Consider the following 22,415-nt stretch of genomic DNA (forward strand, 5'->3'; position numbering starts at 1 on the left):
ATGTCTCGGGGAACGATAGTGATTCCTCTATATTACCCGGATTAAATGCCTCGTCAATACCTCCGGGTAAAACCCTCCGCAGCGACCCACTCGGCGAAGGCGTGCAAGCGGGCATTGTGCCGCCGGTCCGGCGGGTAGACGAGGTAGACGGGAAGCGGTGCCGGTTGCCACGCCGGCAGGATGGGCACCAGTTCGCCCCTTGCCACGTGGTCGGCGACGGTAAAGCCCAACGCCTGGACGAGTCCGAGACCAGCGATCGCCGCGGCCGTGTGCGCATTGCTCTCGTTGACCTCGACCACGGCGGCGAATTCCAGCTCGAAGGCCCGCTCCCCATCGCGAAAGCGCAGCGGATGCATGCGACCGCTCCGGGCGGAGAAATAGCCGACCACATCGTGGCCGTCACGGACGATGTCCTCCGGCACCGCCGGCATGCCGCGGCGGGCGAGATAGTCCGGTGTCGCGCAAAGCGTCCACGGCAGTTCGGCGATCTGCCGGGTAACGAGGTTGGGGTCGTCCCCCGTGCTGCGGATGGCGCAGTCGATGCCTTCGCTTATCAGGTCGACCGTGCGATCGGTCACCCCGAGCTGAATGCGAATGCCTGGATAGCGCGCGCGAAACGCCGGCAACGCCGGAATGATCAGGCCTGCCGCCACCGATCCCCCCGTGTCGATTCGCAGGCTGCCCACGGGATTGTTGCGGCCACCCGCCAGCGTCGTCTCGAACTCGTCCAGTTCGGCCAGCCACTGGCGGGTGCGCTCGTAGTACGCCGCGCCCTGGGCGGTCACCGTAACGCGCCGGGTGGTACGTTCGAGCAGGCGTACGCCGAGTTCGGCCTCCAGGCCCTGGATGAGCTTGGTCACCGTGGACTTGGGCATGCGCAGGGCATCGGCCGCACGGGCGAAGCCGCCGGTTTCCACCAGACGGCCGAAGACGCGGATGGCGAGCAGATGATCCACGGCTGTTTCCCCATAGAAATAATGAAATCGTAATTCCATTATTTATCCACACTCACCGAATAACCATCTTGGGTGAATCGACCGCGCCGCGGTCTTCGGAGCCAACCATCATGCACACCCTCGCCAGCAGCAACATCCACACCACCCGCCATGCCGGCAAGATCGTCCTCGTCACCGGCGGCAGCTCGGGCATCGGCCTGGCCACCGCGGAGCGCTTCGTCCGCGAAGGCGCGACGGTCTACATCACCGGCCGCCGCCAGGCGGAACTCGATAGCGCCGCCGCTTCGGTCGGTGCCACGCCGATCCAGGGCGACATCGCCAAGGCCGCCGACCTCGACCGGATCTTCGGCACGATCCGCGAGAAAAGCGGCCGTCTCGACATCCTGTTCGCCAATGCGGGCGGCGGTGAGTTCGCGCCGCTCGGCCAGATCAGCGAAGCGCAGTTCGACAAGTACTTCGGTATCAACGTGAAGGGCACGCTGTTCACCGTGCAGAAGGCGCTGGAACTGATGGGTCCGGGCTCGGCCATCGTGCTCAACGGCTCGATGGTGTCGATCAAGGGCGCGCCGGCCTTCGGCGTCTACGCGGCGACGAAGGCGGCACTGCGCTCCTTCGCCCGCACCTGGGCCAGCGACCTGAAGGGCCGCGACATCCGCGTCAACGTCGTCGCCCCGGGCACCGTCGTCACGCCGGCCTATAGCTCCGAACTCGGCATGAACGAACAGCAGATCGCCGACTACGCCGCCTACGTGGAGACGGTCACGCCGCTCGGCCGTACCGGCACGCCGGACGAGATCGCCAAGGCCGTGTCCTTCCTCGCCTCCGACGACGCCAGCTACATCACCGGCGTCGAACTGTTCGTCGACGGCGGCCAGGCCCAGATCTAGTTGAGGCCCCAGGCGTAGGAGTCCATGGAGAGGACGCCGTACGTGATGCCCCCATCGATAGCGGTGGGGGCATCGTTACCCGCCGCACCGGCGGCGACGAGCAGCGGGAGATAGTGTTCCTCGGTGGGATGCGCACGGATCGCGCTGGGCGCGAGGCGACGGTAGTCGCGCAGCGCGTCGGTGTCGCCCGCGAGCACGGCCTTGCGACTCCAGGCCGCGAACTCGCTGGCATACGCCGCGTTGTCGCCCGACCGCCGCACCTCGTACAGATTGTGCGTGAGGCTGCCCGAACCGACGATCGCCACGCCCCGGTCGCGCAGCGGCGCCAGCGCCTTGCCCAGGCGCAGTGCCCCGGCGGCGTCGAGGTTGTGCGGCATGGAGACCTGGATCACCGGCACGTCCGCATTCGGGCGCAGGTAACGCAAAGGCACCCACGCGCCGTGGTCGTAGCCACGCTCGGGATCGACGATCCCGACAAACCCCGCGTCGATCAACAGCGATGCCGTCTCGCACGCCAGCCCCGGCGATCCCGGCGAGGGGTAGGTGAGCGCGTAGAGCGGCGGCGGAAACCCGCCGAAATCATGGATCGTCGACGGCATGGCCGCGCCGGTCACGCGGATGCCGCCCGTCTGCCAGTGCGGCGAAACCACCACGATGGCCATGGCGTTGGCCAGCCGCTCGCCGATCTCCGTCAGCCGTGGGCCGAGCAGGCCCGGCTCCAGCGCGAAGGTCGGGGCACCGTGGGAAATGAATAGGGCGGGGGCGCGGAACATGGCGGACACCTGACGAAGCGGAGGCGGCTGCCTCCAGCTAACAATGTAGGGGGTACGCTCCGGGGGATAAATCACCGTGGGAAGAACACATTGAGTCCTCCGGGGAACGACGGGCGAGGTCAGTTCGAACGGAGTTCCCGCACGCGCTGACCAAGTTCGTCGATCGACACCGGTCGCGAAAAGAAGAAACCCTGCATCGCGGTGCATGCCTCGTCGAGCAGCCAGCGCCGCTGGCGTTCGGTCTCCACGCCCTCGGCAACGACCTGCAGATTCAGGCTGTGGGCAAGGAAGACGATCGAGCGGCAGATCGACGCGTCGACATCGTCCTGCAGCAGCGCGCTGGTGAAGTGGCGGTCGATCTTGATCTTGTCCAGGGGCAGCCGCGACAGATAGGTCAGATTCGAATAGCCGGTGCCGAAGTCGTCGAGCGCGATGCTGACCCCCATGGCGCGCAACTCGTGCAGCGTGCGAATCGCGCGTGCCGGCTCGTTCATGAAAGCGCTCTCGGTCAGCTCGAGTTCGAGCGACGATGCGCTCGCGCCGGTTTCGGCGAGGGCCTGGCGCACTTCGGCGACCAGATCGACATGGACCAGCTGCTGCGCCGAGATGTTGACGGCGACCCGGCAGTCCGGACCCAGCAGCTCGGCGAGCCGTCGCTGCTGCCGGCAAGCCTCGCGCAGCACCCACTGTCCGATCTGCACGATGGCACCGGTTTCTTCCAGCAAGGGCACCAGCTTGTCGGGCGTGCTCAGATCGCCCGGTGCGGATGGCCAGCGTAAGAGGGCCTCCACGCCGATCACGCGGCCATCGTCACCGGAGTGCTGGGTCTGCCAGGCCAGTGCCAGTTCGTGGTCGAGGTTGGCGCCGGACAAACGCGACAGCACGGTGAGGCGCGCCATCGCGGTGGCATGCATGTCGGCGGAATAGCGTTTCCAGGTGTGCCGCCCGGAGCGCTTCGCGTCGTACATCGCCGTGTCGGCGTTACGAATGAGCGTGTCCGCGTCGAAACCGTCGCGCGTGGCGAAGGCCACGCCGATGCTGCATTTCAGGCGTTGCATCGTACCGCCGACTTCGAGCGGCTCCTCGATGGCACGCTGGATCCGCGGCAGCACGTCGAGCGCACGCGCCGGCGAACACGTGAAAGGAAGCATCGCGACGAATTCGTCGCCGCCGAAGCGACCGATGTGACCGAGGCCGTCGAGCACGTCGCCCAGCTTCAAGGTGATGTCGCGCAGCACCTGGTCGCCGAGCGCATGGCCCAGGGCGTCGTTGATGAACTTGAAGTGGTCGAGGTCGACGAAGAGCACCATGAGGCCCGATCCGTCGCGTTGCGATTCGCCGACCAGCTGCTCCAGCTTCTCGCGCAGCGCGCGGCGATTGGGCAGGCCGGTGAGCTCGTCGTGCGTGGCCTGGTGGTTCAGGCGTTCTTCGTAGCGGCGCTGCTGCGTCACGTCGCGGACAATGGCCAGGGTGCCGCGCCCACGCGAGTCACGGTAGTCCGACAACGCCAGCTCGGCCTCGAAGGGCATGCCGTCTTCGGGGTTCAGCCAGGCGTTGACGCTCGTTCCTTCCGGCGCGCCACCGCGCATCGCTTCGAGCGCGTCGGTGTCCATGAACTCCGCCGCGTGACGGCCGACAAGTGTCGCACCGTCCTGGCCAAGGCGTTCGTCGGCAAGCAGGTTGGCGTATTCGATCCGATCGTCGCGCACGATGATCACCGGCAGCGGCATGCGCGTCATCAACTGGCGGTACGCGGCCTCGCTGGCGGCAAGATCGCGGTCGGTATCGCGCTGGTGCAGCGTACTGAGCGACAGGGCGCGGATGAGGTGGCTCTGCCGGCGGTAAGCCCGATCGAAGGCGGCGGCGAAAGCGTTGAGCAGCAGGACCAGGGCAAGCGTCGCCAGCATCGACGGGCGAGCCTGGTGGACCCACTCGTCGAAGATCCCGGCCCGCTCCAGCCCGACCTGCACGGCGAACGGGTAATGCGGCGAAGCGGCCCAGGCGTAGAGCCGCCGGTCGTCCTCATGCAGGCCGCTCGCTCCGGCGTTCGGCGTGGGGCCGGTCCAGGTGCTGTCGCTGCCGACGCGATTGCCGGCGAAGCGGCGGCCATCCAGCGAGAAGACGGCCATGTCGGCGCTGGCGCCCATCGCGGAGCGACTCATGGCTTCGCGCACGCGCGCCTCATCGATCACGGTGCCAAAGGCCGCGGGCGCGGCCACGCGGGAGTCGACGAGGACGCGGATGGCCGGCGGCACGCCGCCCTGCCCATCGGCCACGACCACGCGCACGCTGGCACCCAGGGCCTCGCGGCGAGGCGCTCGGAAGTTCTCGCGCCAGTTCATGAGGGACGCGTCGGTGCAGGCGAGGACGCCCCCTTCGCCGTCCAGCGCGACGAACGTGGAAAGCTCGGGATGCCTGGCCTGCACCTCGGCCAGGCTCATGTGCAGTGGCCCGGGATCGGCACTGACCACCGCGTTACGGAGGGCGAGCAGCGGGCCGAGGCTGGCGTCGATGTCCTGGTCGACCATGCGTACCGTGCCCCCCGCCGACGCGCCAAGCTGGCGACGCCCGCTGGCCAGCATGCCCCGGTAGGCATCGACCTGGAGGATGGCGACGAGCGTGACCAGACCCACGGTAAGGCCGAGCGCGACGCCCCAGGTGGTCAGACGGATACGCCGGGTGCGCAGCATCGCCGCTCCCCTGTCCAGCGCGCCTTCCACCGTCCAGCCCCCTTCCGCCCCAACGCCGATCCTCTCCCGCGGCCTACCGGCGGCGGGGCCCTGTGCGTCTGTAACGGCAGGGTTCCCACCGTCTTGATACCAGGGTCGAAACACGGGTTCGGAAGAAAGGGGCATGCAATATCGGTACGAATATTCTTAAGTAACCTCTTTTATTCACGCTCGCTGAACACTATTTACCGAACGATCCAGTTCACAAACAAATGTCCCACCATAAGGACTGCTCCCCCATGCGCTCGTCCCGCCTCTCCCTTGCTCTCCTGGCCGCTCTTTCGTTGTCCGCCGTCGCCGTCCCCGCCGCTGCCGAAACCCATCTGGAAATCCAGGGCGGCCGCAGCTACATGGACTCCCATGGCACGAGCGCCTTCTTCGTCGAATCGGTGTTCAACGCCTATCAGATCGGCCATAGCCGCTTCACCTGGTCGCCGGATGTCTCGATCGGTTACATCGACGGCCGCAACATCCAGCGCTACGAATTTTCTCGCCCCGGTGTAACGAACAACGTGTGGATCGGCGCTGCCGGCGCACGCTTCCACTACGGAAGCGACAGCGACTGGTACCAGCCGCTCTTCTTCAGTTTCCAGGTGGCGGGCACGGCGGGCGGTCACACCCAGGCGCTCTCCAGCAGCTACCAGTTCGTCAGCACGCTCGGCTGGCAGATGAAGAACGTGAGCTTCCAGATCCGCCATATCTCGAACGGTAGCTTCCACGAGCCGAACCGCGGCGAGACGATGGCGCTGGTGGGTATCGGCTTCAACCTCTGATCGAGGTTCGCTGGCTGCAAAGAAAAAGAAAAGGCCGGCACTGCGAAGTGCCGGCCTTTCTTTTGATGAGCATCGCCGCTGAAGCGGCTCCCCCATGAAGCGCGTGTCCGGAGGGGACCGCTGCTCCCGGATGCGATCGCGCCGCGGGCTAATGCCCCGCCGCAGCCGGCCCCGCCTTCGCCGCGAACGGCGGCTTGGCCAGCCACACGACGAAGACCAGGCCGATGAACACGTATCCAAGGAGATGGAATACCTCGTTGAACGAGATCTGATAGCCCTGGTTGGTGATCATCGCGTTCAGCGCCGATGTCGCGTACTGCGAATCGCCGTGACCGATGGTGGTCAACGCCTGCTGCGCGGTCGGATCGAACGGCGTGATCGATTCGGTCAGCCGTTCGTGGTGGACCACCGCGCGGCGATCCCACAGGAACGTGGTCAATGACGCCGCGAAGCTGCCGCCCAGCGTACGCAGGAAGGTGGCGAGGCCGGAGCCCGCCGCGATCTCGCGCGGTTGGAGGTCGGACAGCAGGATGCTGAGGATCGGCATGAAGAACAACGCCACGCCCAGGCCCTGGATCAGCTGCACCATCGCGACACTGTAGAAGTCGATGTCGAGATAGAACTCCGAGCGCATGAAGCATGTCGCGCCCATCACAAGGAAGGCACCCGAGGCCAGCACGCGCAGGTCGAACTTGTGCGCGTAGCGACCGACGAAGGGCGTCAAGATCACCGGAATGATGCCCAGCGGCGCCGCCGCAAGACCCGCCCACGTCGACGTATACCCCACGTTGCGTTGCAACCACTGCGGCACCAGCAGGCCGATCGCGAAGAACGCCGCATACGCCAGCACGAGACACAGCGTGCCCATGGCGAAGTTGCGATGGCGGAACAGCTTCAGGTTCACGATCGGATCCTTGTCCGTGAGTTCCCAGATAAGGAACACGGCCAGGCCGATCGCCGCGATGATCGCGGTGACGATGATGAACGGCGACGAGAACCAGTCCTCGTCGTTGCCCTTGTCGAGCACCACCTGCAGCGCACCCACGCCGATGATCAGCGTGATCAGGCCGACGTAGTCGATCTTCGGCTTCTCGGTGACTTCCGGGCGCCCCTTCATCTGGTTCGCCACGACGAAGCTGGCGAAGATGCCGATCGGCACGTTGATGAAGAAGATCCACGGCCAGGTGTAGTTGTCCGTGATCCAGCCGCCGAGGATCGGGCCCGCGATCGGCGCGACGACGGTGACCATCGCCAGCAGGGCCAGGGCCATGCCTCGTTTGGCCGGTGGATAGATCGAGATCAGCAGGCTCTGCGTGATCGGATACATCGGGCCGGCCACCGCGCCCTGGATGGCGCGGAAGACGATGAGCATGGTCATGCTCTGCGCGATACCGCACAGGAACGAGGCCAGCGAGAACAGCAGCGTGGCCCAGACGAACAGCTTGGTTTCACCGAAGCGGCGGGTCAGGAAGCCGGTCAGCGGCAGCGCGATGGCATTGCTGACCGCGAACGAGGTGATCACCCACGTGCTCTGGTTGGAGCTGACGCCCAGGTTGCCCGCGATGGTCGGCAGCGACACGTTGGCGATCGTCGTGTCGAGCACCTGCATGAACGTCGCAAGCGATAGGCCGATCGTGGACAGCGCCAGGTTTGGCGGTCGAAATTCGGTGCTCATGGGTTGGCCTCCTTACTTCGGAGCCTTCTGCTGCTCGCCTTCACCCGCCGATGCGTTCTCGTGGATGACGCGCGCGATGTCCTTGTCGGCGTCGGCAAGCTGCTTGTCGTAGATCGGCGTGGAGAACTCGGCCTTGGTCGGCGCCTGCGTCGAGAGCAGCGGGCCGCTCTGGTCGTGCAGGTTCACCGTGACCTTGGTCGACAGGCCCAGGCGCAGCGGCTTCTCGTCGAGCTGCTTCGGGTCGGTGAAGACCACGCGGACCGGCACGCGCTGGACGATCTTGATCCAGTTACCCGTGGCGTTCTGCGCCGGCAGGATCGAGAACGCGCTGCCGCTGCCGATACCCAGGCTGCGGATCTTCGCCTTGTACACGGTCTTGCCGCCGTACACGTCCGCGGTCACCTCGACCGGCTGGCCGATGCGCATCTTGTTCATCTGGGTCTCCTTGAAATTCGCGTCGATCCAGACTTCATGGAGGGGCACGACGGCCATCAGGGCGGCACCCGGCTGCACGCGCTGGCCGACCTGCACCGTGCGCTTGGCGATGTAACCGTCCACCGGCGCGACCAGGGTGGCGCGAACGTCGTCGAGGTAGGCCGAGCGCAGCTTGGCGGCCGCGGCGCGGACGTCCGGGTGCGAGGCGACGACGGTATCGTCGACGAGCACCTTGTTGCTGCTGTAAGCCTGCTGCGCGGCGGCCAGGCTGCTCTCGGCCGAGGTCAGCGTATCGGCGGCATGCGACAGTTCCTCGGCGGAAATCGCGCCGGACTTGGCGAGATCCCGGCGGCGGTTGTAGTCCTGGCGAGCACGATCCACCGCGGTCTGGCGCACGGCCACATCGGCCTGCGACGAGGTCACGTTGTTGTAGAGGCCACGCACCTTGCGCACGGTGTTGGCGAGGTTCGCGCGGGCGCTTTCCAGGGCGACTTCCGCGTCGCTCGGGTCGAGCTTGACCAGTACGTCGCCCTGGTGCACCAGGTCGCCGTCATCGGCGCCGATCGAGGTGACCGTGCCGGCGATCTGCGGGGTGATCTGCACGACGTTGCCGTTGACGTAGGCGTCGTCGGTATCTTCTTCCCAGCGGCCGTCCACGAAGTACCAGACGGTCCAGCCGATCGCGGCGAGCACGATCACGGCAACCAGGAGCTTGAGGAAGAAGCCGCGACGGCTCTTCGGCGGCGGCGCAACGACGGCGCCGGATGGGGCGATGGTTTCTTGTGACATCGGAAGCTGCCTCGGGACGATTTTTAGTGAGTTGCGGGCGTGGCGGCGACGACCGACTGGTCGTCGGCCTCGGGGCGATAACCGCCACCGAGCGCCTGAATGAGTTGGACGGACGTGTCGACCTGCTGGGCCTTCAGCGACGCCATGCGCTGCTGGGCTTCGAGCAGTTGCTGGCGCACCACGAGCGACTCCAGGTAGCTGCCGACACCGGCCTTGTAGCGCAACTGCGAAAGGTCGTAGGCCTGCTGCGCGGCGTCCTGCGCGCGCTGCTGCGCCTGGATCTGCGTACCCAGCGAATCGAGCCCGGACAGATCGTCGGCCACTTCGTTGAGCGCGCCGACCAGCGTCTTGTTGTATTGCGCGACGGCGAGGTCGTACTCGGCGTCCTTGCCCGACAGGTTGGCGCGGAGGCGACCACCGTCGAAGATCGGCAGGCTCACCGCCGGCAGCACCTGCCAGAAGCGCGCGCGCGACGAGAACAGATTGTCCGAGCCACCCGCCGCCTGCGCGGCGAGGATGCCGAGCGAGACGTTGGGCAGGAACTCCGTCTTCGCCGAGGCGATGTCCTTCGACGCCGCTTCGACACGCCAGCGCGCGGCGACCAGGTCGGCGCGATGACCGAGGAGGTCGGCCGGCAGGTTCGCCGGAATCGCCACCGCCGACGGGCTCAAGGGAGCGGGACGCGCGATATCGATGCCACGGTCCGGACCCTTGCCCAACAGCATGCTGAGCTGGATGCGCGAGGTGTCGATGGCACGCTCGGCCACGGCGATTTCCCGCTCGGCCGAGGCCACTTCGCTGTCGGCCTGCTTCACCTGTGTCTGGTTGTCGACACCGGCCGCCACGCGCTGCACGGTCAGCTTCTGCGAGGCGTTGCTTCGATCGAGTTCCGCTTTCGCCACGTCCAACTGGGTGAAGGCGTAGCCGAGCTGCACATAGGCGCGGGCGACATTGGTCGAGATCTCGATACGCGCGGCGCGCGCATCGACCTCGGTGGCACGCTGGCTGCCGAGCGCGGCTTCCCACGCGTCACGCTTGCCGCCCCACAGATCCAGATCCCAGCTGAAGTTGCCGTAGCCGAACTTGGTCCACGAGAAGTGGTTGCCCGGCGGCGACGGCAGCAAGGAACCCGGCAGGTGCGCGCCAGCGACGCCGGCACCGACATTGAAGGTCGGATCGCGCGCGGCATCGGCGCCACTGGCCTGGGCCTGCGCCTGGCGCACACGCGCGTCGGCCGTGGCCAGGTCCGGGTTGTCCTTCAGCGCTTCTTCGATCAACGAGGTGAGCTGGCTGTCGCCAAGTCCCGTCCACCAATCGGCGGCCGGCCAGCCGGCCGGCGAAACCGCGACCTTGGACAGGGTACGGTCGGCGTGGAGCGTGGTCGGGTCGGTGAGCCGACCCTGCGGATCCAGTCCACGGCTGGTGACACAGCCGGAAAGAATCAACGCGGCCCCGACGGCCGCCACGAGAGTGTGCAGACGCATGCGTTTTGCCTCGGACGTTTAGTTCAGTCTTTGTCGCGGAGCGCTTTGAGAACGCGCTCCAGGTAATCGTGCAACTGATCGCGCTCGGTCTTGGAAAGGTCCTTCTGGGCCCGCTCCAGTGTCGCGATATTGCTTTCGTACAGATGTTTCCAGAGCGCCTCACCGGCTTCGGTCAGCTCGATGCGCAATGCCCGACGATCCTGCTCGTGCTGTTTGCGCCGCAGGTAGCCCTTGGACTCCAGCTGGTCGAGCTGGCGGGTCATGGCGCCGCCATCGAGGTCCACCGCCCGGGCCAGTTCCGTCGCCGTCATCGCGCCGTGGGTGGCGAGGCGCTTGAGCACATGGAACTGGGTGAACTTCAGGTCCGCGCCCAGCGCGGCGAGATCGGACTCGATCGCGCGGACGATTTCGCTACGCACCATGCCGATGAGGGCGCCCAGGCTGTCGCGGCCGTCGTAGGAAAGGCACAGGTGGTTGTTCATGGACACGCATTCTATTGCCCAAAATATAGTTGTCAAGGCAAATATACTTACGCCCCATATTTCACATTTGTCGGATATTCATCCTTCGTCGGCCAGGAGCGCCGCCAGGGCAGGGTCGCGCACCTCGAAGAGGTCGAAGACACCGAGTGCTCTCAGGGTCGGCAACTGGGCCAGCAGGCGGGGTTCCAGGCGCCGGACCTGCTCTTCCGGGGTGGTCGCGTCGAGCATGGCGTGGGCGCAGGCGACAAAGGTCACCAGGGCATCGCCGGCCTCCTGGCCCTCGCTCAGCTCGGTTAAATCGGTAGTGACGAGACGGATCATAGGGATCTCCGCTTCAGGGTCACGGGCGCAGGTGTCGGGGGATGCCGTGCGCGGGGACATTTGCTTGGGGATGCAAATGATAGTCATGGAAGTTAACGGCCCGATATCGTTAGTGAGCCAAGTTATGTCGAGATTCGGCCAAATGCACGACGACGTTACTGATCGCTGGAAAGCGCCGACGGCTGTCGAGATCGCTTAATCGCGTCAGCAAGTGCTCAACTTCATGGCTGACTCGCATCAGATCGAAGCCATAACTTGGCGGTGGAATCCGGCCGACGGGACCCAGCCTGCGGATCAGACTAGCCGTGGCGGTACCCACCTCCTCGCAGCAAAGTCCGTTGCTTCAAGCACGAGCAAGTGTGTGCGAAACCGGGTTTAGTCGAAGTCGTGACAAAGGTCGCGTCAGTCATGGACGAGGGATCCAACGTCAACTCTCCAATCCTCATGGCGGCCGTCGTGGCGATTTCGCGCCCGTCTCTTTGCTCACGCCCCATCTGGCCCCGGGTAAAGAACAGGCATGCGCACCGCTCGACATCTCACGTCGGCAGGGAGTTGAGAAATGCCGTGATTTGCTCTCGCTGCAACATCACTGAAAGCTCGATAGGCGTCACGTTGTCATCAGTTCGCCCATTGCGATCAGCCCCTCGCGCTACCAAGAACTTCACGAGTTCTAAATGATCTTGCTCGACCGCGTTGTGTAGAGGCATATATCCATGTTCGCCCCTGTTGTTGATGTTTACGCCAGCCGACAGGAGCGTCTCGACCTCCGAAATCACTCCCCGGGTCGCAGCAATATTGATGGGCTGGTTACCGAAGAGACTAGTCGTTTCGACATGACCTAGCTCCATTTCGGAATACTCCGGAAGGCGAGAATACTCGGCGAGCAGGGTAGCAACATCATTTATCACAGCCGTCTCCGCAGTTCTTTTCGACGTAATCTTCAAGCTTCTTGATTGCACGTCGGGTATTGTTAATTTCCATCATATGCCCCGGGTCGTTGTCTCCATACCACTTTGCGCTAAATGCTTCCCGAAGCTGAAGGCATTGCTTGAGACGGACGATGTTCGCCTTCGCATCCCTGCATTTGTCGCCCGTGACGGGCGGTGGCGTCGAACAAATCTGGCTGTATTGGGACCGTTCCTGAGCCCTTTGAATTCGATCCGAGTTGGACAGAGTCTCCATCGCAGCTATCGAGGTACCAGCCAACGATGCCCATGCCCGAGTAATCACCTTGTAAATACAGACCTCTTAATTCTTTCCGATCCGTAAGCCGATCATTGCTTTGGCGACTAATGGTCGCTTGACGAGGTGAGTCGCTCCCGTCAATCACAGGTTCGGATTTGCCGTCGCCGCCGCTGCCTTTGCGCACAGAAATTCGAATTTTCGACGAAGGTGCTGGGTAACCCGTAGAACCTGGCGGATGCGTTAATGCTCGTGTTGGGCCTAGGGCTGAATATTCGAAATCATCCCTCGAAGCTATCGGCCTGATATCGTTAGTGGGCCAACTTATGTCGAGATTCGGCCAAATGCACGACGACGTCATTCACCGATTGCTGGAAAGCGCCGACGGTCCACCGCTCATCGCCTACGAGGCTCGAGGCGAGATTCCACTGCGCGAGACGGACTGGCACAGCCATGTTCGTGGTCAGTTTTTCTACGTGGAAGAAGGGCTTGTCATCAACCGCACGGAGCACGGCTCGTACCTCCTGCCGCCTCACCGTGCCGGCTGGATGCCGCCGGGCGTCATGCATACCGTGAGCATTGCGGGACCGAGTCACGCCTGGGGGGTCTTCATCGCGCCATGTGCAGCGGCCGGGTTGCCCGACCGACCCTGCGTGGTCGGGGTGAATGACCTGTTCCGCGCGATCATCAAGCGTGCGGCGACATGGTCGATCGATGCGGTCACCACCGAGGTGAATCCGGAGCGCGAGCGGCTCTTCGCCGTGCTTCTCGACGAACTCCGCCGCGCGCCCGTCGAGTCGCTCCACCTGCCGATGCCGCTGGACCGCCGTCTTCGCCGGGTCGCGGTCGCCATGTACGAGAACCCACACGACACCCGCGGCATCGAGGACTGGGCCAATTGGGCCGGCATGTCATCACGCACGCTGACACGCCTGTTCCGCCAGGAAACCCAGTGCAGCGTGGCGCAGTGGCGACAGCAGGCCCGGCTGGCGCGTGGCCTCGAGCGTCTGGCGCACGGTGAGCCGGTGTCGGTCGTCGCCGATGCGCTCGGCTACGCCACGCCGAGCGCCTTTGTCGCCATGTTCCGGCGCGCATTCGGCGACTCGCCGGGACGTTACCTCGCTCGCCAGGCCAGCGGGGCGTAACGCCGCCCGCGGTCTTCCTTACGAGCCGATCCATGGATCCTTTCGCGTAGCGGAACGGGTGATCGCAAGCACCCATTCGCCGATGCATCGTCTCCCACACGAGGCGGGCCGTATTAACGGCTCGATGGGCGGTCGATGTCGGCCTCCGCGACCGGCTTGCACATCCACAAGCCTTCGAACGTGTAGCGGTCTCCACTGCGGCGCTCGACCACGTCGACACCGACGCGACCGTGCAGCCACGGTCCGTGGTTTTTCGTCGGCCCGATGTCGTGACACGACCGCACCGCTTCGAAGGCACCCAGCTCCGGGTGGGTCATCGCGGACTCCTGCGCGATGCATTCGGCCATCGCTTCGTCGTAGTTGGGCAGGGTGAGTTTGCCGGTCTTGAAATGATCGCCGGTGCACACGGGGGATGCGCAGAACGCCGGAGTCGCGGTGACGAGCCCGGAGATGAGGCTGGCGGCGACGGAAAGGCGTTGGAGAACGGCGTGGGTCCGGGACGATGTCATGGCTTGCTCCTGAGTGAGAGGAGCGGAAGGTCATGGGTTCATCGCGGGGTGGGAATCAGATTAGTCTGAAAAATGGGGCGGATTTGCAACGGTGTGGTGTGCGTCACGGTTGCGCCGGGCTGTGAGGAAATGTCGAAGGTGGTGTCGCCGGTTTCGCTGCCGTTTTTGCGAGTGGGGCTCGCCGATGAATCGGCAACTGCTGTTCTCAGGTGCCGAATTTGCGGGCACCCGTTCGCCGCTGAAGCGGCTCCCACAGGGAGCGCGTTGTGGCTCCTGCAGGGAGCGGGTCGTGACTTCTACAGGGAGCGGGTCGTGGCATTCATCGAACGGGGCGCTCGAAGCCGGTCAGGCGGCGGGGAAGCGGTAGCCGACGCCGGGTTCGGTTTTCAGCCAGCGCGGGGTCGACGGGTCGTCGCCGAGTTTGAGGCGAAGCTTGCCCATGACGATGCGCAGGTAGTGCGTGTCTTGCGTATGCGTCGCGCCCCACACTTCGCGAAGGATCTGCTGCTGGCTGACCACGCGACCGGGGTGGCGGACGAGCAAGGAGAGGACGGCGAATTCCTTCCGGGTCAGTGCCACCGGCGCACCGTCGAGCAGCACTTCGCGACGCGCCAGGTCGACCACCAGGCTGCCGTCGCTGTAGCGTACCGGCGCATCGGCCTGGCCGCCCTTGGCGCCCTGGCGCAACAGCACGCGCAGGCGCGCCATCAGTTCCTGGATTCCGAACGGCTTGGTCACGTAGTCGTTGGCACCGTGATCGAGCGCGCGGACCTTCTCGCTTTCCTCGTTGCGCGCCGAGAGCATCAGCACCGGCACCTCGCTCCAGGTGCGGATCTCGCGCAGCACGTCGTGGCCTTCCATGTCCGGCAGGCCGATGTCGAGGACGATGACGTCGGGCGATTGGGTGACCGCCAGGCCCAGTCCCTCGCGGCCATCGGCGGCCAACAGCACTTGATAGCCCTCGGCGCGCAGGCCGATGTCGAGGAACCGCCGGATCTGCGCTTCGTCGTCGATCACCAGTACGCGCGGGGAGGTGGGGTTCATTGAGGCTTGTCGGGGGGCGGAGGCAGGGGCAGCGAGACCCGAATGGTCGTGCCTCCGCCGGCGTGGGGCAAGGCCTCCACGCTGCCGCCGTGCGCCCCGATCATGCCGCGACAGATCGCCAGGCCAAGCCCGGTGCCCTTGCCGCCACGATCCCCTCGCGACATCGAGTAGAACATGTCGAATATCCGTGCGCGCTCGTCTTCCGGAATGCCCGGCCCACGGTCGGCCACATCGATCAGCAGGCGGCCCGCCTCCGATCGCACAGTGACACGAATGGGCTCGTCGGGCGAGTTGAAGCGGCCGGCGTTCTCGAGGATGTTGAACAGGGCCTGCTCGATCAGCGCCGGATGCACGTGCAGCAGCACGGTGTCGGTCGGCAGGTGCATGTCGATGCGCACGTCCGGGAACAGCTTGTGCATCCGCGAGACGGCCGCCGCCACGATCTCCCCGGCATCGACCCAGTCGCGATGCAGCTGCAAGGTGCCGTGGCCGAGGCGGGTCATGTCGAGCAGGTTCTGGATATAACGGTCGAGGCGCTGGCCCTCGCCCAGGATCGCCTGCAGCAGCTCGTGCCGCTCGTTCGTCGGCAGCTGCGCGTCATAGCTGAGCAAGGTGCCGGCGGAGCCGATCATCGATGCCAGGGGGGAGCGGAGATCGTGCGAGACCGACGAGAGCAGGGCGCTGCGCAGGCGTTCGGTCTCGCCCTGTACACGCGCGCTCTCCAGCTCGTGCGCCAGGCGGGCGCGGTCGAGGGCCTGGCCGATGTCCTGCACCATCGCCAGGGCGAGGCTGCGCCGATCGGCGTCGGGCTCGCGCGCCCCGAGCGGAAAACGCAAGGCGACCACGCCGGCGCGCTGGTGCTCCGCGCCGAGCGGCAACATCCAGCACGAGGCGGCATGCAAGGTGTCGGTGTAGCGACCGGCGGGCTCGGCATGGGCTTCGCACCAGTCGGCGGCGGCGAGATCCTGTGTGGATAGCGCGAAAGCATCGGGGACCGAGGTGACGACCTTGAAATGGCCGCTCGCATCACGCCCGAGCATCGCGATCTCGATCGACAGCGCACGGGCCAGCGCCGCCGCGCCCGCCTTGCGAATGCTGTCCGCGTCGGCACTGGTGGCCAGCTGCTGACCCAGGGCGACCAGCGCGCGCGCGCGCACCTGCGCCGCGCGCAACGACGTCACCTGTCCGGACAGACGTGTCGCCAACCGGCTGCAGATCAGCGCGACGACCAGGAAGAGGACTACCGCCAGCACGTCGTCGGCGTTGGCGATCGCCAGCGTGTAGCGCGGCGGCGCGAAGAAGAAGTTGTAGCCGAGGAAACACAGCAACGCGGTGTACACGGCGACGGCCATGCGCGTACGCACCGCCACGACGAGCACGGCGGTGAGGAAGATCAGCGAGAGGTTGGCCACCGAAAGAAAGCGGTCGGCGACGAAGGACAACGCCATCGCGATCGCCGTCGCGCCGGTGGCGAAGGCGTATTCGCGGCGCGACCCGTTGCCGTCCTTGAAACGCAGGCGCCGACGCGCGCGTGCCCGCTGGGCCGGCGTGGCGACGATGGTCAGTTCGAGATGGGCGGCTCGGCGAAGCAACTGTTGCGTGAGCGAGTAACCCAGGCGTCGTGCGATGGGCCGCTCGCGCGTGCGGCCGACGATGATCTGGCCCACGCCTTCGCGATCGGCCCAGGTGAGCAACTCGTCGGCCACGGCATGGCCGCGCAGGATCACGCCTTCGCCACCGAGGCGACGGGCGAGGCGCATCGCGGCGTCGACGCGTTCGCGGCGTTCGGCATCGAGGCCGCCGCGGTCGACGAAGACGACGCTCCATGGTGCGCCACGTCGCTCGGCGATCCGGCGCGTGATGCGCACGAGGTACTCACTCTGGCCCTGGCCGTCGATCGCCGCCATGCAACGGCGGCGCACCGGCATCGCATCGCCCCGGGCGAGCATGTGCTCGCGCAGGTCGCTGTCGACGTGCGCCGCGACGGTTTCCACCGCGAGCTCGCGCAGGGCGGCGAGGTTGGTCGGCGAGAAGTAGGCATCCAGCGCGACAGCGGCCGTCTCAGGGACGTAAACCTTGCCTTGCTTGAGGCGACCAATGAGTTCACGCGGGGGCAGGTCCACCAGCACGATGTCGCGCGCGCGATCGAGGAAGGCATCGGGCACGGTCTCGCGCACGGCGACGCCGGTGATGCGCCGGACCTGGTCGTTGAGGCTTTCCAGGTGCTGCACGTTGAGGGCCGTGTAGACCTCGATGCCGGCATCGAGCAGTTCGGCGATGTCCTGCCAGCGGCGCGTGTGGCGGCCACCGGGAAGATTGGTATGGGCCAGTTCGTCGACCAGCATGACCGCGGGCCGGCGAAGCAGCGCGGCCTCCAGGTCGAACTCGCGGAAGTCGCGCCCGGCGTAGCGCACGGGGCGCGTGGGCAGGACTTCGAGGCCTTCGAGCAGGGCCGAGGTGTCCGAGCGGCCGTGGGTTTCGACGAGGCCGACGACCACGTCGATACCCTGGCGCTTGAGGTCGCGCGCGGCGGAGAGCATGGCGTAGGTCTTGCCGACCCCGGGCGCCGCCCCGAGGAAGACCTTCAGGCGCTGGCCGTCCTCTTCCTTCGCGGCACTGAGCAGCGCATCGGCGCGGGCGTCGCGTTCGTCAGTCATGGGGTGGGCCGGGAAAGGAGGGGAACATGGGGGAAGGGTAATGGATAGGACGAGGCGATCTGGTATCGCCGACAAAGTCGGCTCCCACACAAAGCCCGCTCGGTGTGGGGGCCCCGCTTTCTGTGGGAGCCGCTTCAGCGGCGATGGATGTTGCGGGGCGATAGACGTTACCGCGCCGCCTGATCCACCGCCAGATTCAGCTTCAACACATTCACCCTCGGCTCGCCGAACACGCCAAGCTGGCGTCCCTCGGTATTCGCCGCGATCAACTCCCGCAGCTTCGCGGGGTCCAGATGCCGCGCACGGGCGACGCGAGGCAGTTGGTACTCGGCCGCGGCAGGGCTGATCTCCGGATCCAGGCCGCTGCCCGAGGCCGTCACCAGGTCTACCGGCACCGGAGCCTTGTTAGCCGGATCGGCCTCACGCAGCGCGGCGATGCGATCGCTCGCCGCCTTGGTCAGCGCCGGGTTGGTCGGACCGAGGTTCGACGGGGTGGACGACGCCCCGTTGTTCGGCGTCGGCGTCGTCGCCGATGGGCGGCCCCAGAAGTAGCCGGGTGCCGTGAACGACTGGCCGATCAGCGCGGAGCCGACCGGTCGGCCGTCCTTCACGATCAGGCTGCCATGGGCCTGTGAGGGAGCCAGTACCTGCGCCAGACCCGTCACCGCCAAGGGATACGCGATGCCGGTGATCACGGTCATCAACAACAGCATGACCAACGCGTTGCGAATAAGCCTGCTCATGATGGTTGCCTCAGTAATGCAGAATGGCGTCGACCAGGGCAGTCACCTGAGTGCTCTTCTGGCCGGCGTTGTAGGCTGGGAAATCATAGGCGTGCTCGTAGCGAAGCTCCGGGCGAATTTCCAGATCCTGCGATACCCAATGCGTCAAACCAATCGTATGGCTGGAGTATCGCGTCGCGTACCCGGTGCGTTGGCCCTGTTCGTCGTTGTAGAACTCATTACGAATCGAGATCATGTTGTGGGGGTTGAGCTCGATATTGAAGTAGTTGACGATGCCAAACGCCGGATTATGGCCGGTGGGAAAATTCGGTGCCTCGCCCAACGGGTAACCCGGTACGCCCGAAGGCGCTCCCTGCTGATCACGCACGTAGATGCGATAAGCCTCGGTCAGCATATGCACGTTGTGGCTGAACCGGTGGCCCCAGGTAAGCACGAATTCCTGCAGATTGTTGTAGGTCTGCTTGGATTTGTTATACGACTCCACGCACGGATACAGCATGTCGTTGTTGGACGCCGATACCCAGCGCACGCAACCTTGCACGCTCAAACGACTGGTGCTGTCCCAAAATGCCGAGTCGTCGCCGCCGTGCACGCCAAACTGCACCGTCCACTGATCGTTGAGCTTGGTGGTCGCGATGATGCCGGTATTGGTATACGCATCGACCGTATAGAGAATGGAGTGCGTCAGGAGATAGTTCTGCGGGGAGAACTGCGCCTCGATATCCGGTATGGACAGATAGCGGCCCAGCGTGATCTGCATGCCCTGAGCCACCCAGGGAATGTACAGGTCGACATACCAGATCATCGGATCGTTGCCGTAGAGCTTGCCCGGCAGCGGACTGTTGGAATTGGGATGGTTGAGCAACTGGTCGCTGGTGACACCCTTCATGGTGGTGAAGTGGTAGTCGTAGCCATACAGGTCGTCGAAATGGAAACCCCAGTCGATATGATCGGTCTGAACCGTGTCGGGCAAGCGCTCGACACGCAAGAGCGCCTGATCGAACTCCACGCGATTGGGGCGCGTGGCGTAGGAAAGCGGATAGTTGGAAAAACTCGACGAGCTTAGGTTGGCTGACGGATTGATCCAGCCATAAACTTCGATACGGTTGTTCTGCATCCAGCGGCCGACACCGGTACAGGCCAGCGCTTTCTCCAACGGATACTGCGAGTTTGTATCCGGCACACCAATCGGATTGTCGACGCCACCGAGCTGCCACTCGGAGGACGGAAACGGCATCGAGTCGAAGGGGGAATCCATGCCGCGACGCGCCGGTGCCGGCGCATTGGGGTCGGCAGGCTGGGCGTCTTCGCGATAGGCCGCGACGAAGCGCGAACCGAAGCTCTTGGAGCAGTCGTCACTGCCCGAGGCCATGGCCTTGGTGACGGGAGCGAGTGCGAGCATGGCGGCGAGGAAAGCATAACGAGTGGTGCGCATGGCGTTTTGACCGATCCCTTTCGGGACCCCTTTATCGGTGGAGTGAATGATTCGAACTGTCGAGGAGCGGGCCGCCCTGGAGCGGGCCGCTCTGTCGTGGTGCGTCAGATGCCGGCGTAACCGCCGAGCGTGTATTCGTCGTCGTTGGGTGGCGTGACCGGAACGATGCGTGGCTTGATCGTCGCGACGGGCGCGGTTGCAACGGTTGCGACGGTCGCGTCGTGTTCCTGGGCGACCACGCGGACTTCCATGTCCAGGTCGGCGTGGTCTTCGATGAAAACGGTGAGCTTCACGGATTGCATGGGGCGACCTCGGTCAGGCCAGTCCGAGCAGGACCAGCAACATGTCGATCAACTTGATGCCGATGAAGGGCACGACGATGCCGCCGAGCCCGTAGACGAGCAGGTTGCGCCGCAGCAGCGCGCCGGCGCCCAGCGCGCGATAGGCCACGCCTTTGAGCGCGAGCGGTATGAGGCAGATGATGATGAGGGCGTTGAAGATCACCGCCGACAGGATCGCGCTGCGCGGGGTCGCCAGCTGCATGACGTTGAGCGCGTTCAATGCGGGATACGTCGTGGCGAACGCCGCCGGGATGATCGCGAAGTACTTGGCGATATCGTTGGCGATGGAGAACGTGGTCAGCGCGCCGCGGGTGATCAGCATCTGCTTGCCGATGCCCACGACCTCGATCAACTTGGTCGGATTCGAATCCAGGTCGACCATGTTGCCGGCTTCTTTGGCCGCCTGCGTACCGCTGTTCATCGCCACGGCCACGTCGGCCTGGGCCAGCGCGGGCGCATCGTTGGTGCCGTCGCCGCACATCGCCACCAGGCGGTTCTCGGCCTGCATGTCGCGGATGAGCTTGAGCTTGGCTTCCGGCGTCGCTTCGGCGAGGAAATCGTCCACGCCGGCCTCGGCTGCGATGGCCGCCGCGGTCAGCGGATTGTCGCCGGTGATCATGATGGTGCGAATGCCCATCTTGCGCATCTCGGCGAAGCGCTCCTTGATACCGTCCTTGACGATGTCCTTCAGCTCGATCACGCCCAGGGTCAGCGATCCGTCGACGACGACCAGCGGCGTAGCGCCACGACGGGCGACGTCTTCGGTCATCCGGCGGACCAGCGGCGGCAGGTGGCTGTCCTGCGAGTCGAGATAACGCTCCACCGCGTCCATCGCGCCCTTGCGGATGTGGCGTGTACCGACATCCACGCCACTCATGCGGGTCTGCGCGGTGAACGGCACGAACTCGGCGTGGCGGTCGTCGTGGCGGCGCTCGCTCACGCTGCTGGCGACGAACCTGGCGGCCAGGGTGACGATGCTGCGGCCTTCCGGCGTCTCGTCGGCGCGCGAGGCCAGCTCGGCGGCTTCGGCGAGCTCGCGCTCCTCGATGCCTGGGGCCGGATGGAAAGCCACCGCCTGGCGATTGCCGAGCGTGATCGTGCCGGTCTTGTCGAGCAGCAGAACGTCGACGTCGCCGGCCGCTTCGACGGCACGCCCCGACGTGGCGATCACGTTGGCGCGGATCATGCGATCCATGCCGGCGATACCGATGGCCGAGAGCAAGGCACCGATCGTGGTCGGGATCAGGCATACCAGCAGGGCGATGAGCACGGTCAGGCTGATCGGCTCGCCGGCGCCGGCGGCCTGCACGCTGTAGATCGAGTAAGGCAGCAGGGTGGCGCAGGCAAGCAGGAAGATCAGGGTGAACTTCGCCAGCAGGATCGTCAGCGCGATCTCGTTCGGGGTCTTCCGGCGCGAAGCGCCTTCGACCATCGAGATCATGCGGTCGAGGAAGCTCTCGCCGGGATTGCTGCTGATGCGCACGACGATCCAGTCGGAGAGCACGCGGGTGCCACCGGTGACCGCGCTGCGATCGCCGCCGGACTCGCGGATCACCGGTGCCGATTCCCCGGTGATCGCGCTCTCGTCGACGCTGGCCGCGCCGACCACGATCTCGCCGTCGCCGGGAACGATGTCGCCGGCCTCGACGAGCACATGGTGATTGAGCCGAAGTTCGCTAGACGGCGTGAAGACGATGGCGGCATCGCGATCGGGCGAAGCGAGTTTCTTCGCCATCACGTCACGACGGGACCCGCGCAGCGCATCGGCCTGGGCCTTGCCGCGGCCTTCCGCCAGCGCTTCGGCGAAGTTGGCGAACAGCAGGGTGAACCACAGCCACAGGCTGACCCAGAAGATGAACGCGGTCGGCGCTTCGGCATGGCCGGCGAGGGCCTGGATCCACAGCAAGGTGGTCGCCACGCTGCACACGAAGACCACGAACATCACCGGATTGCGGAACTGCATGCGCGGCGAGAGCTTGCGGAACGCGTCGACGAGGGCGCGTGTCACCAGCGCGCGATCGAAACCACGCGGAGTATGGGCTTGGGAAGTCATGG

At 65.4% G+C, this 22,415-nt stretch carries 19 protein-coding genes; 3 read left to right on the top strand and 16 right to left on the bottom strand.

Annotated elements, in window-relative coordinates:
• Window positions 1-53: 53 nt before the first annotated feature.
• Entirely contained in the window at window positions 54-956 is a 903-nt protein-coding gene (locus tag VM621_RS19300) for a LysR family transcriptional regulator (RefSeq protein ID WP_325470591.1), read from the bottom strand.
• A 110-nt stretch (window positions 957-1,066) separates the two neighbouring features.
• Here VM621_RS19300 and VM621_RS19305 point away from each other — a divergent pair, with 110 nt between their 5' ends.
• The gene (locus VM621_RS19305; protein WP_325470592.1) at window positions 1,067-1,843 is read left to right on the top strand and encodes an SDR family oxidoreductase; all 777 of its coding nucleotides are present in this window, start codon (window positions 1,067-1,069) and stop codon (window positions 1,841-1,843) included.
• On the opposite strand, the gene VM621_RS19310 is transcribed toward VM621_RS19305, so the two are convergent.
• Window positions 1,840-2,616, bottom strand: a complete 777-nt coding sequence (locus tag VM621_RS19310) for a class III extradiol ring-cleavage dioxygenase (RefSeq protein ID WP_325470593.1) — start codon at window positions 2,614-2,616, stop codon at window positions 1,840-1,842. The genes VM621_RS19305 and VM621_RS19310 overlap by 4 nt on opposite strands.
• A gap of 119 nt (window positions 2,617-2,735) precedes the next feature.
• Window positions 2,736-5,306 (bottom strand): EAL domain-containing protein, encoded by a 2,571-nt coding sequence (locus VM621_RS19315; RefSeq protein ID WP_325470594.1) that lies wholly within the window; start codon window positions 5,304-5,306, stop codon window positions 2,736-2,738.
• 278 nt (window positions 5,307-5,584) lie between these two features.
• Between VM621_RS19315 and VM621_RS19320 the strand changes: the two genes are divergently transcribed.
• Window positions 5,585-6,118, top strand: coding sequence for an acyloxyacyl hydrolase (locus tag VM621_RS19320; protein WP_325470595.1), 534 nt, complete (start codon window positions 5,585-5,587; stop codon window positions 6,116-6,118).
• A gap of 148 nt (window positions 6,119-6,266) precedes the next feature.
• Here VM621_RS19320 and VM621_RS19325 read toward each other — a convergent pair whose 3' ends face one another.
• From VM621_RS19325 to VM621_RS19350, 6 genes are all read right to left on the bottom strand, one after another.
• Window positions 6,267-7,793, bottom strand: coding sequence for a DHA2 family efflux MFS transporter permease subunit (locus VM621_RS19325; RefSeq protein ID WP_325470596.1), 1,527 nt, complete (start codon window positions 7,791-7,793; stop codon window positions 6,267-6,269).
• Between the two features lie 12 nt (window positions 7,794-7,805).
• Entirely contained in the window at window positions 7,806-9,017 is a 1,212-nt protein-coding gene (locus tag VM621_RS19330) for an efflux RND transporter periplasmic adaptor subunit (protein WP_325470597.1), read from the bottom strand.
• Between the two features lie 23 nt (window positions 9,018-9,040).
• Window positions 9,041-10,501, bottom strand: a complete 1,461-nt coding sequence (locus VM621_RS19335; protein ID WP_325470598.1) for an efflux transporter outer membrane subunit — start codon at window positions 10,499-10,501, stop codon at window positions 9,041-9,043.
• A gap of 23 nt (window positions 10,502-10,524) precedes the next feature.
• A complete protein-coding gene (locus tag VM621_RS19340; RefSeq protein WP_325470599.1) occupies window positions 10,525-10,983 on the bottom strand; it encodes a MarR family transcriptional regulator in 459 nt (152 codons plus the stop codon).
• 78 nt (window positions 10,984-11,061) lie between these two features.
• Window positions 11,062-11,304 carry a hypothetical protein gene (locus VM621_RS19345; protein WP_325470600.1) on the bottom strand — a complete coding sequence of 81 codons (243 nt, stop codon included), beginning with the start codon at window positions 11,302-11,304 and terminating at the stop codon, window positions 11,062-11,064.
• A 536-nt stretch (window positions 11,305-11,840) separates the two neighbouring features.
• Window positions 11,841-12,248 carry an ankyrin repeat domain-containing protein gene (locus VM621_RS19350; RefSeq protein ID WP_325470601.1) on the bottom strand — a complete coding sequence of 136 codons (408 nt, stop codon included), beginning with the start codon at window positions 12,246-12,248 and terminating at the stop codon, window positions 11,841-11,843.
• Window positions 12,249-12,830: 582 nt separating this feature from the next.
• On the opposite strand from VM621_RS19350, the gene VM621_RS19355 reads away from it, so the two are divergent.
• The gene (locus VM621_RS19355) at window positions 12,831-13,631 is read left to right on the top strand and encodes a helix-turn-helix transcriptional regulator (protein ID WP_325470602.1); all 801 of its coding nucleotides are present in this window, start codon (window positions 12,831-12,833) and stop codon (window positions 13,629-13,631) included.
• Window positions 13,632-13,744: 113 nt separating this feature from the next.
• Here the strand turns inward: VM621_RS19355 and VM621_RS19360 are convergent, their stop codons facing one another.
• The 7 genes from VM621_RS19360 to kdpB all read right to left on the bottom strand — a co-directional run bounded on the left by VM621_RS19360 (window position 13,745) and on the right by kdpB (window position 22,413).
• Window positions 13,745-14,140, bottom strand: a complete 396-nt coding sequence (locus tag VM621_RS19360; protein ID WP_325470603.1) for a hypothetical protein — start codon at window positions 14,138-14,140, stop codon at window positions 13,745-13,747.
• A 345-nt stretch (window positions 14,141-14,485) separates the two neighbouring features.
• Window positions 14,486-15,184 carry a response regulator transcription factor gene (locus tag VM621_RS19365; RefSeq protein ID WP_325470604.1) on the bottom strand — a complete coding sequence of 233 codons (699 nt, stop codon included), beginning with the start codon at window positions 15,182-15,184 and terminating at the stop codon, window positions 14,486-14,488.
• A complete protein-coding gene (locus VM621_RS19370; protein WP_325470605.1) occupies window positions 15,181-17,841 on the bottom strand; it encodes a sensor histidine kinase KdpD in 2,661 nt (886 codons plus the stop codon). Before VM621_RS19370 ends, VM621_RS19365 begins: the two co-directional genes overlap by 4 nt.
• Before the next feature lie 167 nt (window positions 17,842-18,008).
• Complete coding sequence (gene kdpC / locus VM621_RS19375; RefSeq protein WP_325470606.1) at window positions 18,009-18,584, bottom strand: potassium-transporting ATPase subunit KdpC; 576 nt, start codon at window positions 18,582-18,584, stop codon at window positions 18,009-18,011.
• Window positions 18,585-18,594: 10 nt separating this feature from the next.
• Complete coding sequence (locus VM621_RS19380; protein WP_325470607.1) at window positions 18,595-20,019, bottom strand: outer membrane beta-barrel protein; 1,425 nt, start codon at window positions 20,017-20,019, stop codon at window positions 18,595-18,597.
• Between the two features lie 104 nt (window positions 20,020-20,123).
• Window positions 20,124-20,321, bottom strand: a complete 198-nt coding sequence (locus VM621_RS19385) for a hypothetical protein (protein ID WP_325470608.1) — start codon at window positions 20,319-20,321, stop codon at window positions 20,124-20,126.
• A 13-nt stretch (window positions 20,322-20,334) separates the two neighbouring features.
• The gene (gene kdpB, locus VM621_RS19390) at window positions 20,335-22,413 is read right to left on the bottom strand and encodes a potassium-transporting ATPase subunit KdpB (protein ID WP_325470609.1); all 2,079 of its coding nucleotides are present in this window, start codon (window positions 22,411-22,413) and stop codon (window positions 20,335-20,337) included.
• Window positions 22,414-22,415: the final 2 nt, after the last annotated feature.

The sequence above is a fragment of the Luteibacter sp. genome, from assembly GCF_035539195.1.
GTDB lineage: Bacteria > Pseudomonadota > Gammaproteobacteria > Xanthomonadales > Rhodanobacteraceae > Luteibacter.